21 protein-coding genes and 2 pseudogenes are annotated in these 20,796 nt (G+C 49.6%); 12 read left to right on the plus strand and 11 right to left on the minus strand.

Going from position 1 to position 20,796, the window contains the following annotated elements:
- Window positions 1-15 precede the first annotated feature (15 nt).
- From traX to excA, 3 genes are all read left to right on the plus strand, one after another.
- Window positions 16-600, plus strand: a complete 585-nt coding sequence (gene traX, locus HEM79_RS15100; protein WP_001037998.1) for a conjugal transfer protein TraX — start codon at window positions 16-18, stop codon at window positions 598-600.
- A 96-nt stretch (window positions 601-696) separates the two neighbouring features.
- A complete protein-coding gene (locus tag HEM79_RS15105) occupies window positions 697-2,865 on the plus strand; it encodes a DotA/TraY family protein (RefSeq protein WP_089558130.1) in 2,169 nt (722 codons plus the stop codon).
- A gap of 69 nt (window positions 2,866-2,934) precedes the next feature.
- Window positions 2,935-3,597 (plus strand): plasmid IncI1-type surface exclusion protein ExcA, encoded by a 663-nt coding sequence (gene excA / locus HEM79_RS15110; protein ID WP_089558129.1) that lies wholly within the window; start codon window positions 2,935-2,937, stop codon window positions 3,595-3,597.
- A gap of 71 nt (window positions 3,598-3,668) precedes the next feature.
- Here the strand turns inward: excA and HEM79_RS15115 are convergent, their stop codons facing one another.
- Window positions 3,669-3,878: a HEAT repeat domain-containing protein gene (locus HEM79_RS15115; RefSeq protein ID WP_000062603.1), complete on the minus strand. Its 210-nt coding sequence runs from the start codon at window positions 3,876-3,878 to the stop codon at window positions 3,669-3,671.
- A 331-nt stretch (window positions 3,879-4,209) separates the two neighbouring features.
- Here HEM79_RS15115 and HEM79_RS15120 point away from each other — a divergent pair, with 331 nt between their 5' ends.
- The gene (locus tag HEM79_RS15120; protein ID WP_172820973.1) at window positions 4,210-4,386 is read left to right on the plus strand and encodes a hypothetical protein; all 177 of its coding nucleotides are present in this window, start codon (window positions 4,210-4,212) and stop codon (window positions 4,384-4,386) included.
- A gap of 64 nt (window positions 4,387-4,450) precedes the next feature.
- Here HEM79_RS15120 and dqlB read toward each other — a convergent pair whose 3' ends face one another.
- Together dqlB and tnpA are read right to left on the minus strand one after the other, a co-directional pair.
- Complete coding sequence (gene dqlB, locus HEM79_RS22660) at window positions 4,451-4,546, minus strand: DinQ-like type I toxin DqlB (RefSeq protein WP_001303310.1); 96 nt, start codon at window positions 4,544-4,546, stop codon at window positions 4,451-4,453.
- A 1,126-nt stretch (window positions 4,547-5,672) separates the two neighbouring features.
- Window positions 5,673-6,077, minus strand: a complete 405-nt coding sequence (gene tnpA, locus HEM79_RS15125) for an IS200/IS605 family transposase (protein ID WP_001175008.1) — start codon at window positions 6,075-6,077, stop codon at window positions 5,673-5,675.
- 58 nt (window positions 6,078-6,135) lie between these two features.
- Here tnpA and HEM79_RS15130 point away from each other — a divergent pair, with 58 nt between their 5' ends.
- Window positions 6,136-7,362 (plus strand): RNA-guided endonuclease InsQ/TnpB family protein, encoded by a 1,227-nt coding sequence (locus HEM79_RS15130; protein ID WP_106372808.1) that lies wholly within the window; start codon window positions 6,136-6,138, stop codon window positions 7,360-7,362.
- A gap of 126 nt (window positions 7,363-7,488) precedes the next feature.
- Window positions 7,489-7,741: pseudogene (locus HEM79_RS22915) on the plus strand (hypothetical protein).
- Between the two features lie 71 nt (window positions 7,742-7,812).
- Here the strand turns inward: HEM79_RS22915 and HEM79_RS15140 are convergent.
- Window positions 7,813-7,965: a Hok/Gef family protein gene (locus tag HEM79_RS15140; RefSeq protein WP_024179514.1), complete on the minus strand. Its 153-nt coding sequence runs from the start codon at window positions 7,963-7,965 to the stop codon at window positions 7,813-7,815.
- Window positions 7,966-8,256: 291 nt separating this feature from the next.
- Here HEM79_RS15140 and trbA point away from each other — a divergent pair, with 291 nt between their 5' ends.
- Genes trbA through trbC form a run of 3 tightly spaced genes read left to right on the plus strand, consistent with a single transcriptional unit; the run spans window position 8,257 to window position 12,838 of the window.
- A complete protein-coding gene (trbA, locus tag HEM79_RS15145; RefSeq protein WP_001685178.1) occupies window positions 8,257-9,465 on the plus strand; it encodes an IncI1-type conjugal transfer protein TrbA in 1,209 nt (402 codons plus the stop codon).
- Between the two features lie 18 nt (window positions 9,466-9,483).
- Window positions 9,484-10,554 carry an IncI1-type conjugal transfer protein TrbB gene (gene trbB / locus HEM79_RS15150; protein WP_089558128.1) on the plus strand — a complete coding sequence of 357 codons (1,071 nt, stop codon included), beginning with the start codon at window positions 9,484-9,486 and terminating at the stop codon, window positions 10,552-10,554.
- Window positions 10,547-12,838, plus strand: coding sequence for an F-type conjugative transfer protein TrbC (gene trbC, locus HEM79_RS15155; protein ID WP_176241924.1), 2,292 nt, complete (start codon window positions 10,547-10,549; stop codon window positions 12,836-12,838). The genes trbB and trbC overlap by 8 nt, the downstream gene beginning before the upstream one ends.
- 36 nt (window positions 12,839-12,874) lie before the next feature.
- Here trbC and nikB read toward each other — a convergent pair whose 3' ends face one another.
- Window positions 12,875-15,574 carry an IncI1-type relaxase NikB gene (gene nikB / locus HEM79_RS15160; RefSeq protein ID WP_089558127.1) on the minus strand — a complete coding sequence of 900 codons (2,700 nt, stop codon included), beginning with the start codon at window positions 15,572-15,574 and terminating at the stop codon, window positions 12,875-12,877.
- 10 nt (window positions 15,575-15,584) lie between these two features.
- Complete coding sequence (nikA, locus tag HEM79_RS15165; RefSeq protein ID WP_001283946.1) at window positions 15,585-15,917, minus strand: IncI1-type relaxosome accessory protein NikA; 333 nt, start codon at window positions 15,915-15,917, stop codon at window positions 15,585-15,587.
- 233 nt (window positions 15,918-16,150) lie between these two features.
- On the opposite strand from nikA, the gene HEM79_RS15170 reads away from it, so the two are divergent.
- Complete coding sequence (locus HEM79_RS15170) at window positions 16,151-16,486, plus strand: molybdopterin-guanine dinucleotide biosynthesis protein MobC (protein WP_000157095.1); 336 nt, start codon at window positions 16,151-16,153, stop codon at window positions 16,484-16,486.
- Between the two features lie 85 nt (window positions 16,487-16,571).
- Here HEM79_RS15170 and HEM79_RS15175 read toward each other — a convergent pair whose 3' ends face one another.
- Window positions 16,572-17,420 carry a DUF4942 domain-containing protein gene (locus tag HEM79_RS15175; RefSeq protein WP_001599394.1) on the minus strand — a complete coding sequence of 283 codons (849 nt, stop codon included), beginning with the start codon at window positions 17,418-17,420 and terminating at the stop codon, window positions 16,572-16,574.
- Window positions 17,421-17,768: 348 nt separating this feature from the next.
- Between HEM79_RS15175 and HEM79_RS22920 the strand changes: the two are divergent.
- Both HEM79_RS22920 and HEM79_RS15185 read left to right on the plus strand, forming a co-directional pair.
- Window positions 17,769-17,964 (plus strand): annotated as a pseudogene (locus HEM79_RS22920) (hypothetical protein).
- Between the two features lie 33 nt (window positions 17,965-17,997).
- Complete coding sequence (locus HEM79_RS15185) at window positions 17,998-18,249, plus strand: helix-turn-helix transcriptional regulator (protein ID WP_000148285.1); 252 nt, start codon at window positions 17,998-18,000, stop codon at window positions 18,247-18,249.
- A 30-nt stretch (window positions 18,250-18,279) separates the two neighbouring features.
- On the opposite strand, the gene HEM79_RS15190 is transcribed toward HEM79_RS15185, so the two are convergent.
- The 4 genes from HEM79_RS15190 to HEM79_RS15205 all read right to left on the minus strand — a co-directional run bounded on the left by HEM79_RS15190 (window position 18,280) and on the right by HEM79_RS15205 (window position 20,274).
- Window positions 18,280-18,501 (minus strand): hypothetical protein, encoded by a 222-nt coding sequence (locus HEM79_RS15190; protein WP_001604501.1) that lies wholly within the window; start codon window positions 18,499-18,501, stop codon window positions 18,280-18,282.
- Window positions 18,501-19,415: an Rpn family recombination-promoting nuclease/putative transposase gene (locus tag HEM79_RS15195; protein WP_089558125.1), complete on the minus strand. Its 915-nt coding sequence runs from the start codon at window positions 19,413-19,415 to the stop codon at window positions 18,501-18,503. Before HEM79_RS15195 ends, HEM79_RS15190 begins: the two co-directional genes overlap by 1 nt.
- A gap of 64 nt (window positions 19,416-19,479) precedes the next feature.
- Window positions 19,480-19,746 carry a hypothetical protein gene (locus HEM79_RS15200; RefSeq protein WP_001247862.1) on the minus strand — a complete coding sequence of 89 codons (267 nt, stop codon included), beginning with the start codon at window positions 19,744-19,746 and terminating at the stop codon, window positions 19,480-19,482.
- Between the two features lie 93 nt (window positions 19,747-19,839).
- Window positions 19,840-20,274, minus strand: a complete 435-nt coding sequence (locus HEM79_RS15205) for a hypothetical protein (RefSeq protein WP_000218858.1) — start codon at window positions 20,272-20,274, stop codon at window positions 19,840-19,842.
- Window positions 20,275-20,796: the final 522 nt, after the last annotated feature.

The raw sequence follows: 20,796 nt of genomic DNA on the forward strand, positions 1-20,796 counted from the left end.
AACAGGACTGAAAAAATGAATAAGTTACCGGAAAATTCAGACCAGACGAAAAACGTCAAAAAATCACCATCCATAACCCGCATAGCCACCCGGAGGATTATTAACATTTTTGTTCCGCTGATGGAGACTCGCCTGATAACGAATTCTGTACAGCATATGCTAAAGCAACAAAAAAGCAGGCTGGAAAAATTCCGTCAGGTAAATAATAAAAAGGCGCAACTCTGCCTCTCGTGGGAAGAAGCTCTGCTGGCCAGCCATATGTCAGTAGACGATCTGGATCGCCGTTTCCGTCGGCGCAGAACAGCATGGCGGTTATGCTGCTGGAGTCTGCTGGCCATCGCTTTATTCCTCAGCGGTATGCTCTTTGCCGCCTCCTCATTACCTTTGATGACACTGGTACGCGCCATCAGCACTCTTATGTTGATACTGTCAGGCGTCGCTCTTTGTGCTTCCAGAGCTCTGATAGTTACATACCGCCTCTGGCAGTTGCATGAACGAAAAGTCAGCGAACCCGAGCAGGGGACTTTCCGTGATTTTCTGAACGACCGCAATGGCTGGCGCAATGCCACATTAATTGCCGTAACCAGTAAACAATACTGATCACGTCCAGATGCCAGTACCACTGGCATGTCGCCATCCCCCTTAATTAAATCCTGTGTGGCCTTTGCCCATACGCAATTCTATTCCGGAGTTACTGTGAAAATTTTACTTCGCGCACTCTGTGCAGGCCTTGCTATATCCTCACTGCCGGCAATGGCTTCAGTGACCTATCAGGATATTGTGTCTGCCGCCACCAATCCTGACGATCTGTCCCGCCAGGCGCTGGTCACGATATTCGGTGATGTGGTCACCAATCCACTGTCAACCAGCGACCCCACCCTGATCGGAAGCATGTTCTGGGTGTTCAACAATATCATTGCCGTACTTGCTATCGTCTGGTGTATCTTCATTAGTATCCGCCATGTTGTGCGTTCGGGGCATCAGGGACAGGTATTCAGCGTCGGGCGCGATATTGTCGGCATACTGAGTTTCGTCGCAGGTTTTCTGATGATCGTTCCTACCGGAAATGGCTGGAGTCTCGCTCAGCTCATTATGTTATGGGGCGCATCGATAATGGGGGTTGGGTCCGCCAATGTGATGGTGCAAGTTGCCGCTGATAATATCGCAAATGGTTATTCAATGACTGTACAGCCAGTTCAAGCATCCACACGAACAGCAGCGCGTGGCATTTTTGAAATGGAACTGTGTAAGTATGCGGTTAACGCAGGGCTAAATGATTTTAATCAGACGGCCAAATCCTCGACTTCACTGATGACAGAATCAGCTAAAACCGCCAGTGGTAATTACACTGTCACAGTATCCAATGGCAGCGGTATCTGTGGTACTGCCAGCCTGTCAGTAGAAGGGAACGGAACAACAGATCAGTCGACGATTGGAAAATTCTTTAATCCCTTCAGTAAAAACGAATACAGCGGTGTTATCTCAGCACAACGTGCAGCCATGGATAATATGATTAGCGACATGGACAACGCTGCCAGTGAGTTTGTGACAACATTTCTGGAAAAAAGAAATTCTGGCAACGGAACACTGCCGGATATCGAGACACGAATTCAGAAAGCAGCCGACGAATACGAACGTGCTGTGCAAAAATCGCTACCCACTGATAACGGAGAGCAATCCAGAAAAGAGGCTCTTAAATCTTATCTCACAACCTACGGGTGGATAACGCTTGGCGCGTGGTATCAGACCTTTGCGACAGCTAACCAACGTCTGGCAGAGCTGGCTGACAGAGCTCCAGCTGTAACCTCAATGTCATCACTGGGAGAAGTTGGTGATACTGACTTATTCAGTGCAGTCATGAGTGCCTATAGGACGCAACTGCAGAATTCCTCATATACGCCACCGCTGGGCACAGTAGTATCATCCAGTGAACAACGCATGGCAAATGCACAAGATCCGAAATCAGCCTTGTCTGAAATTATGGGCCCCCTTGTTAGCCTCACTAACAGGATTGCAACGGAAACAAGTGGCACAGGCACAACCAGTACTCAAATTAATCCTCTGATAAAAATGAAAAATATCGGAGATATAACAATGGTCAGTGCAGAAGGAATCTGGACTATATATACAACGGCCAGAGTTGTCGTTGCCGGTGGCCAAGATTCAATTCTTGTAAAATTCTTTAACTCACTAACAGGTGCCGCTTCGATGCTTACCGCGCTATTTGAAGCACTTGCACCACCTGTTTATTTTCTTTTGTTCCTGATGTTCTGCGCTGGATTTTCCTTATCAATTTACTTGCCATTTATTCCGTTTATTTTCTGGATGACAGGCATCGGGAACTGGATAGTCAGCGTATTAATAGGATGTACCGCCGGGCCTCTGTGGGCTGCAACACATCTCGGGACATCAGAAGACAGAGGAAGTCGGGCAGCCTACGGTTATATATACTTAATTGATAGTATGATAAGGCCGCCCATCATGGTCTTCGGTTTTTTCTTTGCTTCTGTAGCCATCATCGCCGTAGGCACAATACTGAATGCATTATTTGCCGCGGCCCTGGTTAACGTACAGTTCAATTCGCTGACCGGTATTTTCAGTCTTGCTGGTTTCCTGCTGATATACGCCAGAATTTGTACAACCACTGTAGCCGCCATGTTTGCCCTTCAGGCTTACCTACCGGATCATGTTATTAACTTCCTGGGGGGACGTGATGGAGCCAACACGCTTGGCAGCATGGCAAATTCTGTTAAAGAAATATTTATTGGAGGAAGTCGCAATATCCGGCATGCTCCCGGAATGAAAAATGAACGCCTTAAAGATTTAACAAAAGAGAAAGACGAAAAAGATGGAATAAAAGGATAATACAATATAAATATTGCACTACCTCCCCATCGGCATTAAAATAATAGATAGTACGAGGGGAGGCATTATATGAAAGCTAAAAAAGAAACAACAGACAGATTTCCAACCTGGTGGCTATTTTATTATTTATTAAGGAAAGCTTATTTCTTTCTTGGAATACCTTTTTTTCTATTCTGCGCATTAGGCTTTACCGAAATGCTATGTTCTGATCGTTATTTCGGAAATAAGGTCGAAGATTATGTTGTCACTTTTGGTAGCTGGTTCTTATTACTTGCACCAGGTATATGGATGTATTCACGTGCAAAAACAAGGAGAGAAAAGATAAGAAAAGTTGTACAAAAAATAAAAGAGTCAGGCTTCTACTCTCCAGAGAAGGGGTATGAAGGATTATCTTTAACTCAGGGAGCTTATTTTGGTATTGACCTTAAAAATGGCACAATGTTGTATGTCCGTATCTATCCAGGCAACATTATGGATGTTATCGGTTTTGACATTCATAATTTCACTCGTACTGTAACAGACGACAAAACACTGGAAATTCATACGAAATACATCAATCTGCCAATGGTTCCTATTCCATCATGGTGTACTCATCCAGAAACCGCATCAAACACCATGCACGCTATGGCAAGTCGAGGATATGATTACCCTGTCGACTTTCCTCGTCTGATTCAGGAAAAGCGTAAGGAGTGGGAGCAGATTGCAGGCGTGCCTGTAGCCGAAGTATTTTAAGATAAGCTCCCCCCATAACAGCCGGTTCAAATGAGCCGGCTTTTGTTCATTACAACAGATAACTTATGCCGTTACCGATAAATTCGACCAAGTGCTTTAATCGCAGCAATTTTTATTTCCATATCATCACTTTGACTCAATCTATGTAATTCACGCGTAATGTTCTCCGCCTGACATCGGCCTTCACCTAATGCATAGATCGCAGCAAGTGTAACGTCTTTTGATTTACTCTTCATCATTTCAAACAAGAAAGTATTAGCTATCGCAGGAGGCATGCTCATAATCAATCCTCTTCATGAAATAAACAATGGCACTCACTTACAAACAGGAGTCCACTATCGCAAGCGACTCAACTTAGTAATATCTCTCAATTTGAATGAAAAAACCAGATGGCATGTGGCAGGGAACCGTCCGCATGATGTCCGTGACCATTTAACCCCATAAGCTGATAAAACATGAATACCGGTATCTCAATGCGAAGAAATAATCTCCGTAGAATCCCCCATGAGAAAAATATCATATGGGAGAAAATCGCAATTATCACAGCCAGTGCATTCATTATTTTCGCTGTGCTCTGGCATTAATTATTTTCAACACAAAAAGGAAAAAACAATGAATCTGGTAGACGCCTTTGTCAAAAAAGTAATATCCGGGCCATATGAAGAATATGGAAAATGGTGGATAGATGTCGAATACATTTCATGGGGTGTTCCCGGGAAAACAAGACTGATGTTTGACTCAAAGGAGCAGACACTGGAAGTTAAGGAAGGGTACAAATTTTTAACGTGAGATCTCTTTTTGTTAAAGGGCAGGAAGCGGTAACTCCCTGCCCTTAGTTACGTTTCCAGGCTTATCAGTCGACAAGTTCCCGGATCAGTTCCAGAACAGCAATCAGCGCGTTTGCAACGGCAACTACTGCCCTGAGAACGATGATTAACAGATTAATCATCCGTTTTCCCTTGATAAGGGAGCAAAACACTGCAGCTTACTCATGGGCTGCCTGTCACTACGGTTGCCTCTATTGTTAGATACAGACTGCCTCACTCCGACCAGAGCACCGGAAGCAGCACCACCTGTTATTCCGACCAGGACTTAACAAATCCGTCAGTTGTCGAACTCAGACAATCAGTAGAGCTAACATTTTGTATACTACTTGATTAGCAGGATTTTTGACATAGTGTGGGACAAAGCATAGAATTGATTATGTTAGATACAGACTGTCTTTTCCCGTCCAGAGCAACCAACTCTGTAGCGGAACAGTAAAAAAGCCGACCTCTCCAGTCGGTTTTTTTACATCTGTTGTTTCTGCAAATCCGCCCCACCATGCCTGTTATACCGGGAAGACTCATGTTCTGGTTACCGTCATCACGACAGAAGTGTCGCCAGACAGTGCTAACCTGCGGATTACAAGGGTGGTTGTTATCAAATGAACAGAACACTATTATAAGAACGTTAGCTGAAAAGAGATTTCCTCCAGTCAGGGCCACCAACTCTGTAACGGAACAGTAAGAAAACCGACCTCATCAGTCGGTTTTTTTACATTTATTACTTCTGAGTAACGACAAGCTGTACGTAGCAAGCCCCCTCTGGCGTGGAGGACGTCAGCGGGCTACTATAATGTTGTCTAGGCATTACAGTAGAGCCCTTGGTTGATTGATAGAACAATCTCCCGGGGCTTTCACAAACGCTTTCAGCTTTCAGCTTACAGCCTCAAGCTCCCCACCGCGATTTTGACGACTTTCGTATTTTGCAACAATATCAGGTGGTCAGCTTTTCCCGTAAACTTATGGCATGTTGCATTAATCAGGTAGAACAAATTATCATTTTTAGCGTCAGTTATAGACAGCTCTTTTCTGGTCAGAGTCATCAACTTTGTAGCGGAACAGTAAAAAAGCCGGCCTCACCAGTCGGTTTTTTTACGTCTTTTGTATCTGCAAAATCCGCCCCGCCATGCCCGTCACACCGGGGAAACTCATACTCTGCACCTGAACCAGCCATCTTAACTTCCAAAGGGTACTCCCGCCGACATAAGGCGGGAGGGGAATTTGGACGGGCCTGAAAAGCCCGAAGGGTGATCAGCCACGCTGATGTTGAATGTATTGCTTCACAACTTCCAGCGGCGCACCTCCGCAGGAGCCAGCAAAGTATGACCTCGACCAGAGCACGGCTTTTCCGTATGCCCCCCGCAAATCAAGAAATTCGTTTCGCAGACGGCGGGATGTCACTGCTTTCAGTGAGTTAACCAGTACCGAAAGCTGCACTGTTGGTGGGTATTCGATCAGCATGTGGACATGATCGACGTCTCCGTTACTTTCTTTAAGTTCTGCCCCAAAATCACGGCAGACTTCTGCTGCATACTGATGGAATGCTGCACAGTGTAACTCTCCCAGTATCTTGCGACGGTATTTTGTTACAAAGACAAGATGAACATGCAAAAGGAAGGCTGCATGTCTTGAACGATTGATTTTATATTTTTGCATTGAGGTTGGTCGTAAAAGCAGTAATATTGCAAGAAAATCTACTACACACTGAATGATGATGCTAATCCTGAAAGCCTACAAATTCAGACTGGAACCAACGCATGAGCAGTCGCAGCGTTTGCGGCAGTTATGTGGTTGCGCCCGTTTTGTCTGGAATTTAGGTCTTGCGGAGACAAAGCGCCTACTTGGCTCAGGCGAAAAGTTACCTTCGGCTTTCGAGTTGAATCGGATGATTACAGTGTGGAAAAAAATGCCGGAATACATCTTCTTACAGGATGCTTATACCGACAATCTGCAACAAAAGCTGAAAGACCTGCATACCGCATGGAAACGTTGTTTTGATAAAAAGATCGCAGCTAAGGCTCCGGTATGGAAACGAAAAAATGAGGGCAGAGACTCAATCCGTTTTGTGAACTTTGAGAAATATTGCTGCCTTGAAAATCGCAGAGTGAAGCTACCGTCAGGTCTTGGGTGGGTAAAATTCCGGCAATCTCAACGTGTGAACGGTAAAATCAAAAATGCGACAATCAATCAGTTAGCGGGACAGTGGTATATCTCGTTTCAGGTTGAAATTGAAACGGCAGAACCAAATCACACAAGCACAACGATAGTCGGTCTGGATGCTGGCGTAGCTAAACTCGCCACGCTGTCAGATGGCACAGTCTTTAAACCTGTAAACAGTTTTCAGAAAAACCAGAAGAAGCTGGCGAGACTTCAGCGACAGTTAAGCCGCAAGGTCAAATTCAGCAACAACTGGCAGAAGCAGAAACGCAAAATACAGTGTCTGCATTCCCGTATCGCAAATATCCGCAGGGACTACCTTCATAAAGTCACAACGATCATCAGCAAAAACCACGCAATGATAGTCATTGAGGATTTGAAGGTCAGCAACATGTCAAAGTCAGCAGCGGGTACGGTCAGCCAGCCGGGGCGCAATGTTCGGGCAAAATCAGGTTTAAACCGTTCGATACTGGATCAGGGCTGGTATGAAATGCGCCGCCAGCTTGAGTACAAGCAGCTCTGGCGTGGTGGTCAGGTGCTTGCTGTTCCGCCAGCGTACACAAGCCAGCGTTGCGCATGCTGTGGTCATACAACGAAAGAAAACCGCCTGACGCAAAGTAAATTCGTGTGTCGGGCTTGTGGATATACAGCGAACGCCGATGTAAACGGCGCTCGCAACATTTTAGCGGCGGGGCACGCCGTACTTGCCTGTGGAGGGACGGTGCAGTCAGACCGCCCGTTGAAGCAGGAACCAGACGCTGAGCAATCAGCCGTCACCCACTAATGGGAATTCCCCTCCTGATTCACGAAGTGCGAAGGTGGGGGAGGATGTCAACTCAACTTTGCCGTCTTCTGAAAAAACTGGCACATTCAGTTCGATAACTACCCATAAATACAGAGAGTAAATCCGATGTCAGAAAAGTGGAGTAAAGAATTCGACTCTTGCTTTCAGGTGGGGAGCATAGAAGAAATTGCCGATGCTCTCGAGAAACGCAGCGGAAGCGAGGAAAATGCGTTAGCCATGCTGGCAATGACAGCCTTCACACTCATGACCCGACGTGGTATCTGCGAAATGCAGAACGTGGCCCCCCGATGGCAAAGGCATTCGGCTGGAGCTAATCGGCTTCAGAGGAAATGAAACAATACCGGATACGCTTCATTGAAGAAGAAAGGGCGCAATGAGGTCAGCCTTCGCAACAAAGCGGCGGCAGAAAACCTGCCGCCGTGTTGCCCGTTAACGTTTAACTTCGTAGGCTAACGTTGCCACAAGCACTGTGTTTCCCTGCTGGAGCCGGAATCCGCAAAGCGAATCCCTCACCATCCAGACAAAACACAGAATCGTCACACAGACGACGATTAACATCATTAAAAACGTTCGCTGTGGCATCATAGCCCCTCCATTGCCTTCCGGCGGTTATCGGGCTACTATAATGTTGTCGAAGCATTACAGTAGAGCCCCTGGTTGATTGATAAAAAAATCGCCTGGGGCTTTCTGCTGTATACCGTCCACAAAACGCTTTCGGCATACAGCCTCAAGCGCCCGCAGCTATTCTAATGACTTTCGTATCTGCAACAATCCTTTTATCGCACGGCTAACTCCTCTGGTTAGCACTTATCACCTGAAAATAAATTTTTAACCTTTCCGTTCGATTTAAATTCCAGAAATGGAGACTTTGTCATGTCTTACAATCGACAGCCTGTCGCAGAAGATCCTATGCAGATATGGGGCGCTGTTGGTGTCCTTCTTATCCTGCTGCTATTCGTCATATGGTTATTCTTGCCGGAAGTGGTTTACGCCAGCTGCCTGATTCTTCATACCTTATGGGGACTGGTCGACTGGGGACCATTTCATAACTATGCAGCACCACGATACAACCTGCTTGCCATGACCGGTAACAACGCCGCCAACATAAGCTATAGCCAGTGGGTTAACGTCATGGAGCAGACCATAGGTATTCTGTGGATGTACCTCTTACCTGTGACACTCTGGTGTTTGTGGGAGTGGTATCAACATCCGGGACAAAGTCGTTTCACCCGCAGACCAGTAGATATTACCCGACTGCCACACATCTTTGCTTCGTTGTCCCCTGCTATCGCCCCTGTACTGGCAGATGGTGATCCGGAAAAACTCTTTCATGGTGGCAAACGACCTGAACGGCGGGTTGCTCTCACCCCGGAAGCATTTGTCGAACAGCATACTCTCATCACCAATATGCAGCTCGATGTTGCAGCTGCAAGACGATGTTTCATGGCCCAGTTGGGTAAACCTTTAACGTCCTGGAAAGACATGGCACCACATGAAAAAGCGCTCTTTGCCATATTTGGCCTTCAGTATTTCCTGGATGATCGTAAGGCAGCATTAAAGCTCATGGATACACTGAACCTCTCATGCAGAATTAAAAGCAAACGGGACAGCGGGAAATTCTGTACCCCTGTTTATTCACTGGCCAAATCTGCATTCAAAAGAGTGATTAAAAGCGACGGAGCACAGCAATGGCTGAAGCAACATCGCTACGTCCGCAGTGGGCTGGTCTGGCTGTATGCACATGACCTGCGGCTTACGCCACCCAACTGGATTTGGCTGAAAGGCGTGGACAGAACGCTGTTTTATGCATTACACCGCGCCAATACCACGAAAGGATTTATTGAAGGCGCTGGCGTGGTGGCCGTTGCACGTGCAGAGGCCGAAGCCATGCGTTTTGGCCTTCCCTGCCCTGCCCCCTGTGTTGATGAAGCGGTGGAGGGCTTACGGCGGGATATGCTCAGTCTCGGCCTTATCTGGGATGAACCACAACCAGATCGCGACCGGAAACGCCGCATTCTGACCAACTGGTCCCTCACCGACGACATCCTGCCCCGCACACCTGCTACAGACAACGAATTCTGATTATCCGGAGAACTGAAAATGACAATCGAGTACTTTGCAACACGCATTGCAAAACATATTTCCGTGCAGGCAATCTGGCCGGATGGCAGGACAGAAATTATTGCCGTCCTTCCACGGGATGCCCTGTCAGGGCTGGTAACACGAAATAATCAACTGATTCATATAGCCTTTGACGCCATGGGCACCCGTAACAGAGAAACCGTCCTGATTGATAAACAGGAGCATAACGCTGACCAGATACTTACAGCTATTGATTCCTGCCTGCGTCTTGAATACCTGATGGAACGCCGCTTCAGCAGAACACCTTTGTTCCGTGGCATAATCGCCAGCGTTGTGCTGTTCGTAATGGCAACGATTGGCTTCTCTCTGTTCCGCTATGTTGATCGTGTATTCTGGGATGATACAACGCCTGAAGCAGTACAGACAGCAGGTGAGCCACGACTGCTTCCCCCTCACCTGAATCACACTGTGCCATTAAATGAAGGCATTCAACTCCCGGTTCCCCCGAAAAAAGACGTCCAGGTACCGGAGAAAACACTCACAAGCAAAAATCCGGAAGCCGCAGCTGCGCGACATAATCTGGCTACTGTTCTGAAGCGGAACGCCGATCGGGGCATGTTTACCATCAACCTGTCATCCAGTCATGAACGAACCCTGTACGCATTTCTCGATCCTGCCTGTCCTAACTGCAGACTTCTGGAGCCGGCCTTAAAACGCCTGGCCAGCGACTTCAATGTCGTTATCTACCCGGTTTCAGTTATTGGTGGAGAGGAATCCACCGACCGTGTAGCACCACTGCTGTGTGAAAAAGATGCTCAGAAACGTGCTGCCGGCTGGCACCGACTGTATTCCGCAGATAACGGAATGATGACGCCATCAGAAGAAACAACGCCTGCAGATGAAACATGCCTGAAAGCGGCCAGAGCTGCGATTGATGTTAACAATGTCGCCTTCCGTAAGTTCGGATTTGCCGGTACCCCATGGGTGCTGTCCGACACCGGCTGGCATCTGCCTACAGGAATTCTGCAGGAAACTGGCACGCTTAATTTATTCCTGAAAACCACCGACAGCGAGTCTGGCCATGAGTGAACATCGCGTTAACCCCGAGCTTTTACACCGTACAGTCTGGGGAAATCCTGTCTGGAATGCACTCCAGAGTCTCAATATCTATGGCTTTTGCCTGGTGGCAAGTCTTGTGGCCAGTTTTATCTGGCCACTTGCATTACCGGCATGTCTGTTGTTCACACTGATAACGATGCTGGTATTTAGTCTGCAGCGATGGCGCTGCCCTCTTCGTATGCCCATGACGCTGGAATGTGCTGACCCGTCACAGGACAGAATGATTAAAAGAAGCCTTTTCAGCTTCTGGCCAACTCTGTTTCAGTATGAGGTCATCCTGGAGTCACCGGCCAGCGGCATATTTTATGTTGGTTATCAACGCGTCAGGGATATAGGTCGGGAGTTGTGGCTGAGTATGGACGATCTGACCCGCCATATAATGTTTTTCGCCACCACCGGTGGTGGTAAAACGGAAACCATCTTTGCCTGGGCGATTAACCCGCTTTGCTGGGCAAGAGGATTCACCCTTGTCGATGGCAAGGCACAGAATGATACGGCAAGAACGATCTGGTATCTGGCCAGACGCTTTGGCCGTGAAGACGATGTGGAGGTCATCAACTTCATGAACGGAGGAAAATCGCGCAGTGAAATCATTCTGAGTGGTGAAAAAACACGACCTCAGTCAAATACCTGGAATCCCTTCTGTTACAGCACTGAGGCATTCACAGCGGAGACAATGCAGTCAATGCTGCCCCAGAACGTCCAGGGGGGCGAATGGCAGTCCCGGGCCATTGCCATGAATAAGGCACTGGTATTTGGTACTAAATTCTGGTGTGTGCGCGAAGGCAAAACAATGTCGCTGCAGATGCTCCGTGAACATATGACTCTCGAAGGGATGGCCAAACTTTACTGTCGTGGCCTCGATGATCAGTGGCCGGAAGAAGCTATCGCACCGTTACGTAACTACCTTCAGGACGTTCCCGGTTTCGACCTGTCGCTGGTCAGGACACCATCAGCCTGGACGGAAGAACCCAGAAAACAACATGCTTATCTCTCCGGGCAGTTTTCTGAAACTTTCAGCACATTCACGGAAGCATTCGGGGATATTTTTGCTGAAGATTCCGGTGATATCGATATCCGTGACAGCATTCACAGCGACAGGATTCTGATGGTAATGATCCCCGCTCTGGATACATCAGCGCATACAACGTCTGCTCTTGGACGAATGTTTATCACCCAGAAAAGTATGATTCTCGCCCGTGATTTGGGCTACCGCCTCGAAGGAACTGATTCCGATGCACTGGAAGTCAAAAAATATAAGGGGCGTTTCCCTTATCTGTGTTTCCTTGATGAAGTAGGGGCATACTATACGGACCGTATTGCTGTGGAAGCCACTCAGGTGCGTTCACTGGATTTTGCTCTGATTTTGATGGCACAGGACCAGGAACGTATAGAAGGACAGACAACAGCCACGAATACTGCAACACTGATGCAGAACACGGGGACAAAATTTGCCGGCAGGATTGTCAGCGAGGGTAGTACGGCCAGAACGCTGAAAAGCGCCGCCGGTGAAGAAGCCAGGGCGAGAATGAACAACCTGCAGCGTCAGGACGGCATATTTGGTGAATCATGGATTGACAGCCCACAAATCAGCATCCTGATGGAAAGCAAGATAAATGTTCAGGAGTTGATTGAACTTCATCCTGGCGAGTTCTTTTCTATTTTCCGGGGAGAAACCGTACCATCAGCATCATTCTTCATCCCTGACGATGAGAAAAGCTGCAGCAGCGATCCCGTTGTTATAAACAGGTATATCAGCGTGGATGCGCCACGCCTGGACCGTCTCCGCCGTCTTGTTCCCCGTACTACTCAACGTCGAATACCGTCACCGGAAAATGTCAGTGCCATCATTGGCGTCCTGACTGCAAAACCCTCCAGAAAAAGACGAAAAATTCGCACAGAGCCGCACACGATCGTGGATACATTCCAGCAACGCATTGCAGGACGTCAGGCGGCTATGGCAATGCTGGAAGAGTACGACACAGATATCAACGCACGTGAAAGTGCCTTGTGGGAAACAGCGGTGAATACGCTTAAAACGACCACACGGGAAGAGCGACGAATTCGCTATATCACGCTGAACAGACCAGAACTACCTGAAACAAAAGAGGAAAATCAGATATCAGTGAGAGCAGAAAGAGCAGGTATAAACCTGTTAACGCTTCCACAGGACAATAACCACCCGACAGGGCGTCCTGTAAACGGGTTTCATCATAAAAAAACCAACCGTCCGGACTGGGACGGAATGTACTGAACAGTGGCCGCGCCGGATTCTGGCGCGGCCTTTTTTTTAACCTGGAGAAGGCGGTTCCCAGCGTTTATCCTGCTCCGGCGGAGGCAGTGATGCGTCATCGTTGCTGTTCGCCGCGATATAATCGCGGTAGTAGCGTTCACTTCCTTCACGGTGATGATCCACGTCCGGTCGCGTAATCCTGTAGTCTTCGTGACCGGTACGGCCTGTCACATTATGCCAGGCAACCATTTCAGCAAAGACCTGGTTAAATTGTTTGTCGTTTCCTTCTGGTTCAAACCCCATGCGTGGATCACGCCCGAATAATACCGGTGCAATCAAATCCAGTTTATCTGCCAGCGCATTGCGGTCATGGTGATTACGGAAAACAACTCTGTCACCATAATCCGTACAGACAAACTCTCCCGTCCGACGGTCACGGAAACGAACACTCCCGTTCTTCTGCAGACGGGCCTCGAGATCACCGGTATTACCGTATACCGGCGTTCCGCCCGGTTCACAAAGCACGACACAGCGGTCTGTCGTCGTTGTGCGTGACTTGTCTTTACGGCGATCGCGATAATCCCAGCCTCTCAACTGCGATACAGCAGCCCTGTCTCCCTGAGCAGCCTGAATTTCGACCCACTGACGGTAAGAGGGTGGATACCACTTCCCGTCAGCAATAAGTTTCTGTCGCTCATCCCTGATGTCTTCTTTCAGCCTGATCAATGCCTGCATTCGCTGAACTTCTGCAATGTGATAATGCAGCTTACGTAATGCCGGATCATCGTACTGCGCACGAATGTGTGACTTCCGCAGACGGCATGCCTGATGAATTTCCCGACAACGTTCCCCATAACGCAGATCCGGTTTACGCCATTGTTCACGCCATGCCAGATAGCGGGCACGCAGGTCAGCACGGGCCTCAGCCCTGGCTTCACGTCGCTGCCGGCGCAGCATTGGGTCACGTTTACTGCTGACCCCGTACCTGTCACTGACAGCCAGCTCCGGGTTATAGCGATTTTCAGGTTGCACCCTGTCAAACAAATCTGCTGGAGCACTCACAAAAGGTCCGGCCTGTGGCTCCGCACGCCCCAGTGTCAGATCAGGATGAATGCTGCTGGCTTTCACCGGCGTTTGCTCATGATTAAAAGCATCAACGACAACAAGCCCGTGATGTTGTTTCTGTAGCATCAGTCCCTGTTGTGCAAACAACTCATGACAACGCTGCCAGGTAAACTCACCCTGTGTGATCATTTCTTCAATCTGAGGGCTACAATGGCTGATGCTGTATCCCCACAGACTTTCTTTGTCAGAAAACAGTTCGCGTTTGATAGCCCCCTGCGGCCCCGTACCTGTACGCATACGGTGCCATTCTTTATCGGTCGCAGGACAGCTCTCCATACGACGACCACGGAAGCGTTCTGTTGGCGTAACCTGGCGGAAAATATCTGTTGGTACAGGCTGCCAGCCACCATCGAGTTGATTCACATTGTCGAGCGTCAGCAGTGACCATACGCTGTCAGCACGAACGGGAGTCTGGTTATGATCATAACCGTCACAGATAACCAGGTGACCATGCTGAACACGCATCCATAATCCCGCTTCAGCCAGTGTGCGGTGAATAGCCAGGCAGTTTTCCAGCCGTCCTTCCCGTGCCATTTCCGGCAGACGTTCTCCAAGATGACGACAGGCATACTGCTGCAGACTTTCTGTTTCAGCGATTTTTTCCGGGCGAACATCAGCTGCAATGAAGTCCGGATTATAGCGTCCTGGTGCTTCCACCTGGCTGAAAATGTCTTTTGGCACTGGCGTGTAGTCACCCATTTTTTTCATGAGTTTTTCTGCACACCAGGAGGGACCAAACGAGTCAAGCTGTACACCTTCCCTGTTGCGATCCCAGCCATCCATCACCAGAAATTTTCCGTCCATCTGAGACAGGTACAGACCATCTTCCGCAAGACGACGATGCAGGGATAACCAGTCATGTACAGGTTCACTGCGTAAACCAGCGACCGCTGTCTGCGCAACATACTCACGAAAAGTTTGTTTTTTTCCGCGTGTCCAAGCGTTCTGGCGATCACGTTCAACGGCAGTTTTGCGAACGATACGATTTCCCGGCGCATGAACCCAGCAACCGTTATCCGGAGCAAAACCATGCTTCAGTTCAAGCTCACGGCAGGCACGACTGAGTTTTTCCTGACTCCATGATAACCGGTTCAGATAACCCGTTTCAGGGTGTACCCGGTTAACAGCCACATGGACGTGCAGATTATCTGTATCAGTATGCACGGCAGAGACATACTGATGGTCGGCAAGGCCGAGTGATTTCAGCGTATGACGTACACTGTCATAAATCTGTTCCGGACGCGGGCTTTCATGTGACTGCCAGGAAAGGATGTAGTGAAAAACAGGGTCAGTGTCATCTTTTGCATAGTGTGCCTGCCGGGCAATGTACTCCATATCTGCAGCGGCAGTTTCAAGAGAAGTACAGTTATGAAAGCAGGTGACACCATAAAAGTTGACCCATTCGCAGCCGTCCTTCATGACATCAACCAGCGCCACGAATGACTCATTTCGAAGACGTGTCGCATAATCAACAAGGCGACTGAAACGGCTTCGGTGCGGTTGTTCAGCCTGCGAAGAAGAAGATAAATCCAGTTCCTCATCGGTCATGTCAACCCGGACAGAGACGTAGGATACCAGGTCTTCGAACGAAGACTTGCCGTCCCTTCTCTTTTTCGGAATGACTGCATTCACCGGAGAATCCTCAACCTTCCATTAACTGTTTACGCAATGTATTTGTAAGTTCGGTTATGGCAACAAGCACTTCTGCGTATTCCTTGTCACCGGTTCTTTTTCCCTGAACAAACAGATGCTTCTGCATCCTTCCCAGTCTCATTAACTCCTTCAGAAAAGCATCATCTGTACGGGAGTTAATTCGCTTATTCAGTGCTGCATTTCGGATGTAAGCAGATACAGTAAGTCCGGAATCTTCAGCTTTTTTCCTGATGGTTTCATCCTCAACAGGAGAGAATCTGAGTGTCCTGACAACTGTCTTTTGCCGTACATCACTTTTCTTTCTTACCGCACTATCACTCACTTCAAGCTCCTTACGGGGTGTCGGGGCGAAGCCCTGACCAGATGGCAATTGTAATAGCGTCGCGTGTGACGGTATTACAATTGCACATCCTGTCCCGTTTTTCAGACCATTATAGCCTGTTATTTTTGTGCATCATAGTCTTATGCAGACGGCAGAGGCAGGGCGCAGCCATGCCAGGAGTCAGTTTTTGATGATAAAATCAGGCTTCAACATGAAACGGAGAGAAAGTGCCAATGGCTTCTAAAAAATTTTACTCAGATGATGACATCCAGCTGGCAAAAGCTGCTTTATCAGAATTGCCGGACCTCACCGCTCAACGGAAAACATTGCGTGATTTTCTTGATGCCATTCGTGATGACATCATTGTCCTGGTAAGGACAAAGGGTTATACACTGGCAGATGTTCGTGACACGCTCAAAAATGCAGGGTATGAAGTAGGAGAGAAGGCACTTCGTGACATTATTCGGGAAGCAGAATCGAAAAAACCATCCCGCCGTTCTTCCTCTAAAACAGCACCTAAAAAGACAGATTCAGGCAGGAAAGATGGCATCGATATGAACAACAATTGATGTGACAATGTCACATCGTGTTCTGAGATTATGATGATTACAGAAAAAAAAGCCCCGGCATAAATACCAGGGCTTTTCTGTTTAATCAGACTCGTGGCGGCAATGCACCTGGATAATGCCGTGCAATAATATCATTCAGTTTTTCAACAAGGTCAGAACGCTTAAAGACAATGTGTACGGTCCCTTTCTGGTAGCCACGCACCGTAAAATATTCCCCTTCTAACAGCTTACCGACATTGTCGCCGTTCCCGAGAAATTCACCATACTGCGCCCCGATGCTGTTCCTGAAGTCAGGAACGTTGCGCCCCTCCAGCAGATAAAACGGACGTACCAGGTCATCCAGTGCCTCCCGTCCGCTGCAGTCCAGCGTCACACGCCCGTTACTCCAGCGGTACAGCAGGTTTTCAATAATGATTTTCTTACCCAGACGGCAGGGATTATTGGTTCTGTAATCCCATGACAATTTCCGGTAGACATCAATCAGCCCCTGTTCAAACGTCTGCATCTTGCTGGCATTAAGATGGCGGAATGTTGCCAGTACATTGTCCAGGGTGATTTCAGGACAGGTGTCGCTCATCAGCTGGCTGTTCCACTCATCACGCTGGCATGAACTCATGAAGGTGTACATGCCCGTATCTGTCATCAGGCGGTCCCAGATTTTCCGGTCGGCAAGACGGGTGATATTCCTTTTCGCTTCTTCCGGCTTATCCATGCGACGAACGGAATCAGTCACGCAGTCTTCAAACCCGTAAAGAAAAATATCACCTGACGCATCGAGCAGAATCTTGCGCGCTGTCGCCAGGCATTCCATCGCCTGCATGAACAGTGCAATACCTTCGTTACGCTGCGCGATGATGCGGTCGATAGCCACAGACGGAATAACATCTGTCGTGCCGGCAGTATTCAGGTCAGCAGTGGGTAAAGTCTGATTCATCACATTGTCTCCTCATCGTCACGACTGCCGGGTCAGCCAGGTCATTTCCCGGAGGAGCGAAGCTCCTTCTGCCGTCCGGGTCTTAGGGTATTTCCCCGCAGTGGACCTTTCCGACGGGGGACGCTCACCACGTCACGGGGCAGTTGTCCGGGGGCAGACGCAAAAGTTTTTGACGCCAGCGGCAAAAAGTTTTGTGGCTGGTACATCTCTCCCCTGGACGACTGAAACGGGATGTGGTCGTGTATGTACCCCCGGAAAGTCCGTCTGCGGAGAATAGGCCGCAGTGCGGCGGCAGACAGGCAGAGACAGCAGCGCCATCAGGCGCAGTGGCCTTACACACAGTCAGATGTGCAGGGAGCGCCGCATCCGGCGCGACCGGAGAAAACCGACGGCACAACAACGGCATGCGGTGGTCACTGGTACACCACTCCCGCACAGGTGAAAACAGAGAAAACAGCACGACATCCACAATCAAAAAGTGAAATTTCTTCACTTTTTCACACTTATTTTTCGCGCTGATTTGGTGATTATGGTGATAAAATAAAGTGAAGTTTTTTCACTTTTTCAAAGGTATTTTATGACCGGCTGGGAACTGCGAATCTGGCGAAAAAGCATGCTCTGGTCACGCGAAAAAGCGGCCAGAGAATTTGGCGTGACACAGAGAACATGGCACGCCTGGGAAAATGCGGAGCAGGTGGATGTCACCGTCTGGAGGACCACCCAGGCACTTTCAGTCCGTGACCTGCTGCCTCACATGCAGGGGATGCGCAAGGCAGATATCATCAGGCGACTGGAAAATGAACTGGGGGAAACGGCAGAGGATGTGTGAGCGTAATTCACAGCCTGGCTGAATGCCAGGCTACTGCTCATCAGGAAACAGTTTTTTCAGTTCTTCACCGGAAAGTCCGGTCGCCTCCTGAATCCGTTCCGGCGGCCAGCCCATATCCCGCAGCCGGCAGGCTATTTCCCGCGCCACTTCAAGAGCGCCTTTTTGAATAAGACGTTCTGCAATCGTCATGCTGTTTGCTCTGCTCCTGCTGGCAAAAAAGCCCGGGATTTTGCCGGGCTTTGCGGTTCTCATCAGTGAGTTATTTTCTTCAGTTCGTCATCGGAAAGTCCGGTAGCCTGCTTAATCTGCTCCGGCGTCATCCCCATTTTCTGAAGCTGGCACGCAATAGCCAGGGCTTTTTCAAGCGCTCCTTCCATGCGTCCTTCCATCCTGCCTTCCTGGCGACCTTTTTGCTCAAGACGTTCTGCGATAGTCATCAGTTTATCCTCATGCTGCGGCAGACGCTCAGCCAGCGCCCGCATAAATTCCGGTGATACAGAGTCCCCTGCGTTAACGATGTAATGAATCAGAACACGCACCTGCTCGTCTGAAATTTCCACCATGACCTGCGGGAGTTTGTCCAGCAGCTCCATCATGTCACGATGGCGGATATGCTTCATCAGCAGCGTCAGTGCGGCCATCCGGCGATGGTTCATGATTTCATTGTCATCAACGACAGTGATATCAACCAGCGGAAACGGCTTTGTGTATATTTTAGCCGCAAGTGCCGGATTCTCAAAACAGTCCAGCCAGTTCATGCTGTACGGATACGGGCTGCGCTCACCATGATAGAACAGCACCGGAATCACCAGTGGCAACGTTTTGTGCTGCTCCAGATGTCTCTGCATCGCCGCCACACTGTAACGTAACATGCGGAAAGGCATGTACAGATTTTCGGTGCTCTGGTGCTCGATGAGCGTATAAACATAGCCATCTTCACCCCCGGTGGTTTTCACGCTCCAGAGGATATCGCTGGCGTACTGATGCAGGTCCGGCTCAACAAAGGTGGCGGGTTCCAGCTTCATCGTGGACAGGTCGCACAACTGCCGGTACTCCGCCGGAAGATGCAGTTCCAGAAAATCTCTGGCGACGTCGGGATTCGCCAGGAACGACCGGAACGCGGCATCATGCGGCGTGGGCGTTGTGGTGTTTTTCTTCTTACTCACGGTTCCTCCTGGTGAGATGTCTGAACGTATCCTGCCGCCTGCACAGGCAGACGGCAAGGGTTAATCAGTGGCAGACCCGCTCAATTTCAAGCGCGCGGAGCAGGTGGCCCCATTCGCTGACTTTCATAGCGGGGATACGCACCCGCTTCTGCTCACTGCAGCGTCTGGCGATATGGCCGCTCATCGCCAGGACGTCCGGGTTAATCTCATCCTGTGCCAGCTCCTGACGTCTGAAGCGGGTATGGCGGTGCAGGGGTTTATTCTCCCGCAGGCACTCTTCACGCAGACGCTTTACATACTCGGCGGTTGCGAAGATAATTGATGGTCTCATGGCATAATCTCCATAGATAGTGATTGAGATGCCGGACTTCCTGGCGGGGAAGCGCCGGCGGAGAGAGGCAGGGTTTATCGCCCTGCCTTTTTTTCATTTCGGACAGCGACGCAGTGCCAGCGCGAGCGCTTTCATCTTCCAGCCTTCCGGCGTGCGGTACATCACCTTCCAGTAGCCGTCGATGAACACATAATGGAAGCGCACCTCTTCAGTGCTTTCAGTGGCAATAGCCTCCATGAAAGAACGGTACTCACGCGCCTCACTGTCCATCCGGAAACCACTGTCACGTCCGTAATAAGCCGTCACACCGTCCACCGGGTTCTGAAGCGTATGCCCGGCGGGTTTGTCACAACGGGGACCGAGGCAACGGATATCACCGTGTTCAACCAGGGCTTCGGCCTGCTGACCGGTGGCATAGTGGGTATGCAGGATGCGACCGTTCCAGGTCGGCTCACCGTGCAGGTGGCAGTAAACGGTACGGAACACCCCGTCGCGGCAAAAAACGGAAATCGTGCTGCTGACAGTCATGAAAACGTCTCCTTCTGCTGAATCAGGTCGCCGGGCCGACCGGTTGCTCCCCGGAGGGGCGAAAGCCCCTTCTGCCGTCCACTTCTTCGGGGTTTCTCCCCGCAGTGGACCTTTCCGATGGGGCGTCCGTCACCACGTCACGGGGCAGCTGTCCGGGGGCGGACGCAAAATTTTTTGCCGGGTTTATGGCTAAAAATTTTGTGGACGGTATATCTTCCCCTGGACTGCTGAAACGGGATGTGGTTACTCCAGCCCCCGGAAAGTCCACAGCGGGAAACAGGCCGCAGGGGTGGCGGCGGAAGGGTTGACTGCGCCATCAGGCGCAGTGGCCTTACACACCGTCAGGTGTGCAGGGAGCGCCGTTTCCGGCGCGACAGGGGCGGCGCGACCGGAACGGTCGCTGCAAGCCTGGTTTTTCAGACATCGGACCGTAGCGGCAGCCCGAAACCGCGCCAGCGGGTTCGGCGGAGACTGGCGGGTGCGCCAGCAGCTGCCTGTCGGAGTCGGGCCTGACGACCGGAT

It is taken from the genome of Escherichia sp. 93.0816 (genome assembly GCF_013368855.2).
In the GTDB taxonomy this organism is placed as follows: domain Bacteria; phylum Pseudomonadota; class Gammaproteobacteria; order Enterobacterales; family Enterobacteriaceae; genus Escherichia; species Escherichia ruysiae.

Excerpts from the sequence above, each read along its gene's own strand:
- excA (WP_089558129.1), top strand. The coding sequence starts at position 2,935 with ATGAAAGCTAAAAAAGAAACAACAGACAGATTTCCAACCTGGTGGCTA.
- HEM79_RS15175 (WP_001599394.1), bottom strand. The coding sequence starts at position 17,420 with ATGAATCAGACTTTACCCACTGCTGACCTGAATACTGCCGGCACGACA.
- dqlB (WP_001303310.1), bottom strand. The coding sequence starts at position 4,546 with ATGATTAATCTGTTAATCATCGTTCTCAGGGCAGTAGTTGCCGTTGCA.
- HEM79_RS15205 (WP_000218858.1), bottom strand. The coding sequence starts at position 20,274 with ATGACTGTCAGCAGCACGATTTCCGTTTTTTGCCGCGACGGGGTGTTC.
- trbC (WP_176241924.1), top strand. The coding sequence starts at position 10,547 with ATGAGTGAACATCGCGTTAACCCCGAGCTTTTACACCGTACAGTCTGG.
- trbA (WP_001685178.1), top strand. The coding sequence starts at position 8,257 with ATGTCTTACAATCGACAGCCTGTCGCAGAAGATCCTATGCAGATATGG.
- HEM79_RS15200 (WP_001247862.1), bottom strand. The coding sequence starts at position 19,746 with ATGAGACCATCAATTATCTTCGCAACCGCCGAGTATGTAAAGCGTCTG.
- tnpA (WP_001175008.1), bottom strand. The coding sequence starts at position 6,077 with ATGCAAAAATATAAAATCAATCGTTCAAGACATGCAGCCTTCCTTTTG.
- traX (WP_001037998.1), top strand. The coding sequence starts at position 16 with ATGAATAAGTTACCGGAAAATTCAGACCAGACGAAAAACGTCAAAAAA.
- HEM79_RS15140 (WP_024179514.1), bottom strand. The coding sequence starts at position 7,965 with ATGCCACAGCGAACGTTTTTAATGATGTTAATCGTCGTCTGTGTGACG.
- trbB (WP_089558128.1), top strand. The coding sequence starts at position 9,484 with ATGACAATCGAGTACTTTGCAACACGCATTGCAAAACATATTTCCGTG.
- HEM79_RS15130 (WP_106372808.1), top strand. The coding sequence starts at position 6,136 with ATGCTAATCCTGAAAGCCTACAAATTCAGACTGGAACCAACGCATGAG.
- HEM79_RS15115 (WP_000062603.1), bottom strand. The coding sequence starts at position 3,878 with ATGAGCATGCCTCCTGCGATAGCTAATACTTTCTTGTTTGAAATGATG.
- HEM79_RS15120 (WP_172820973.1), top strand. The coding sequence starts at position 4,210 with ATGAATCTGGTAGACGCCTTTGTCAAAAAAGTAATATCCGGGCCATAT.
- HEM79_RS15170 (WP_000157095.1), top strand. The coding sequence starts at position 16,151 with ATGGCTTCTAAAAAATTTTACTCAGATGATGACATCCAGCTGGCAAAA.
- HEM79_RS15185 (WP_000148285.1), top strand. The coding sequence starts at position 17,998 with ATGACCGGCTGGGAACTGCGAATCTGGCGAAAAAGCATGCTCTGGTCA.
- HEM79_RS15190 (WP_001604501.1), bottom strand. The coding sequence starts at position 18,501 with ATGAGAACCGCAAAGCCCGGCAAAATCCCGGGCTTTTTTGCCAGCAGG.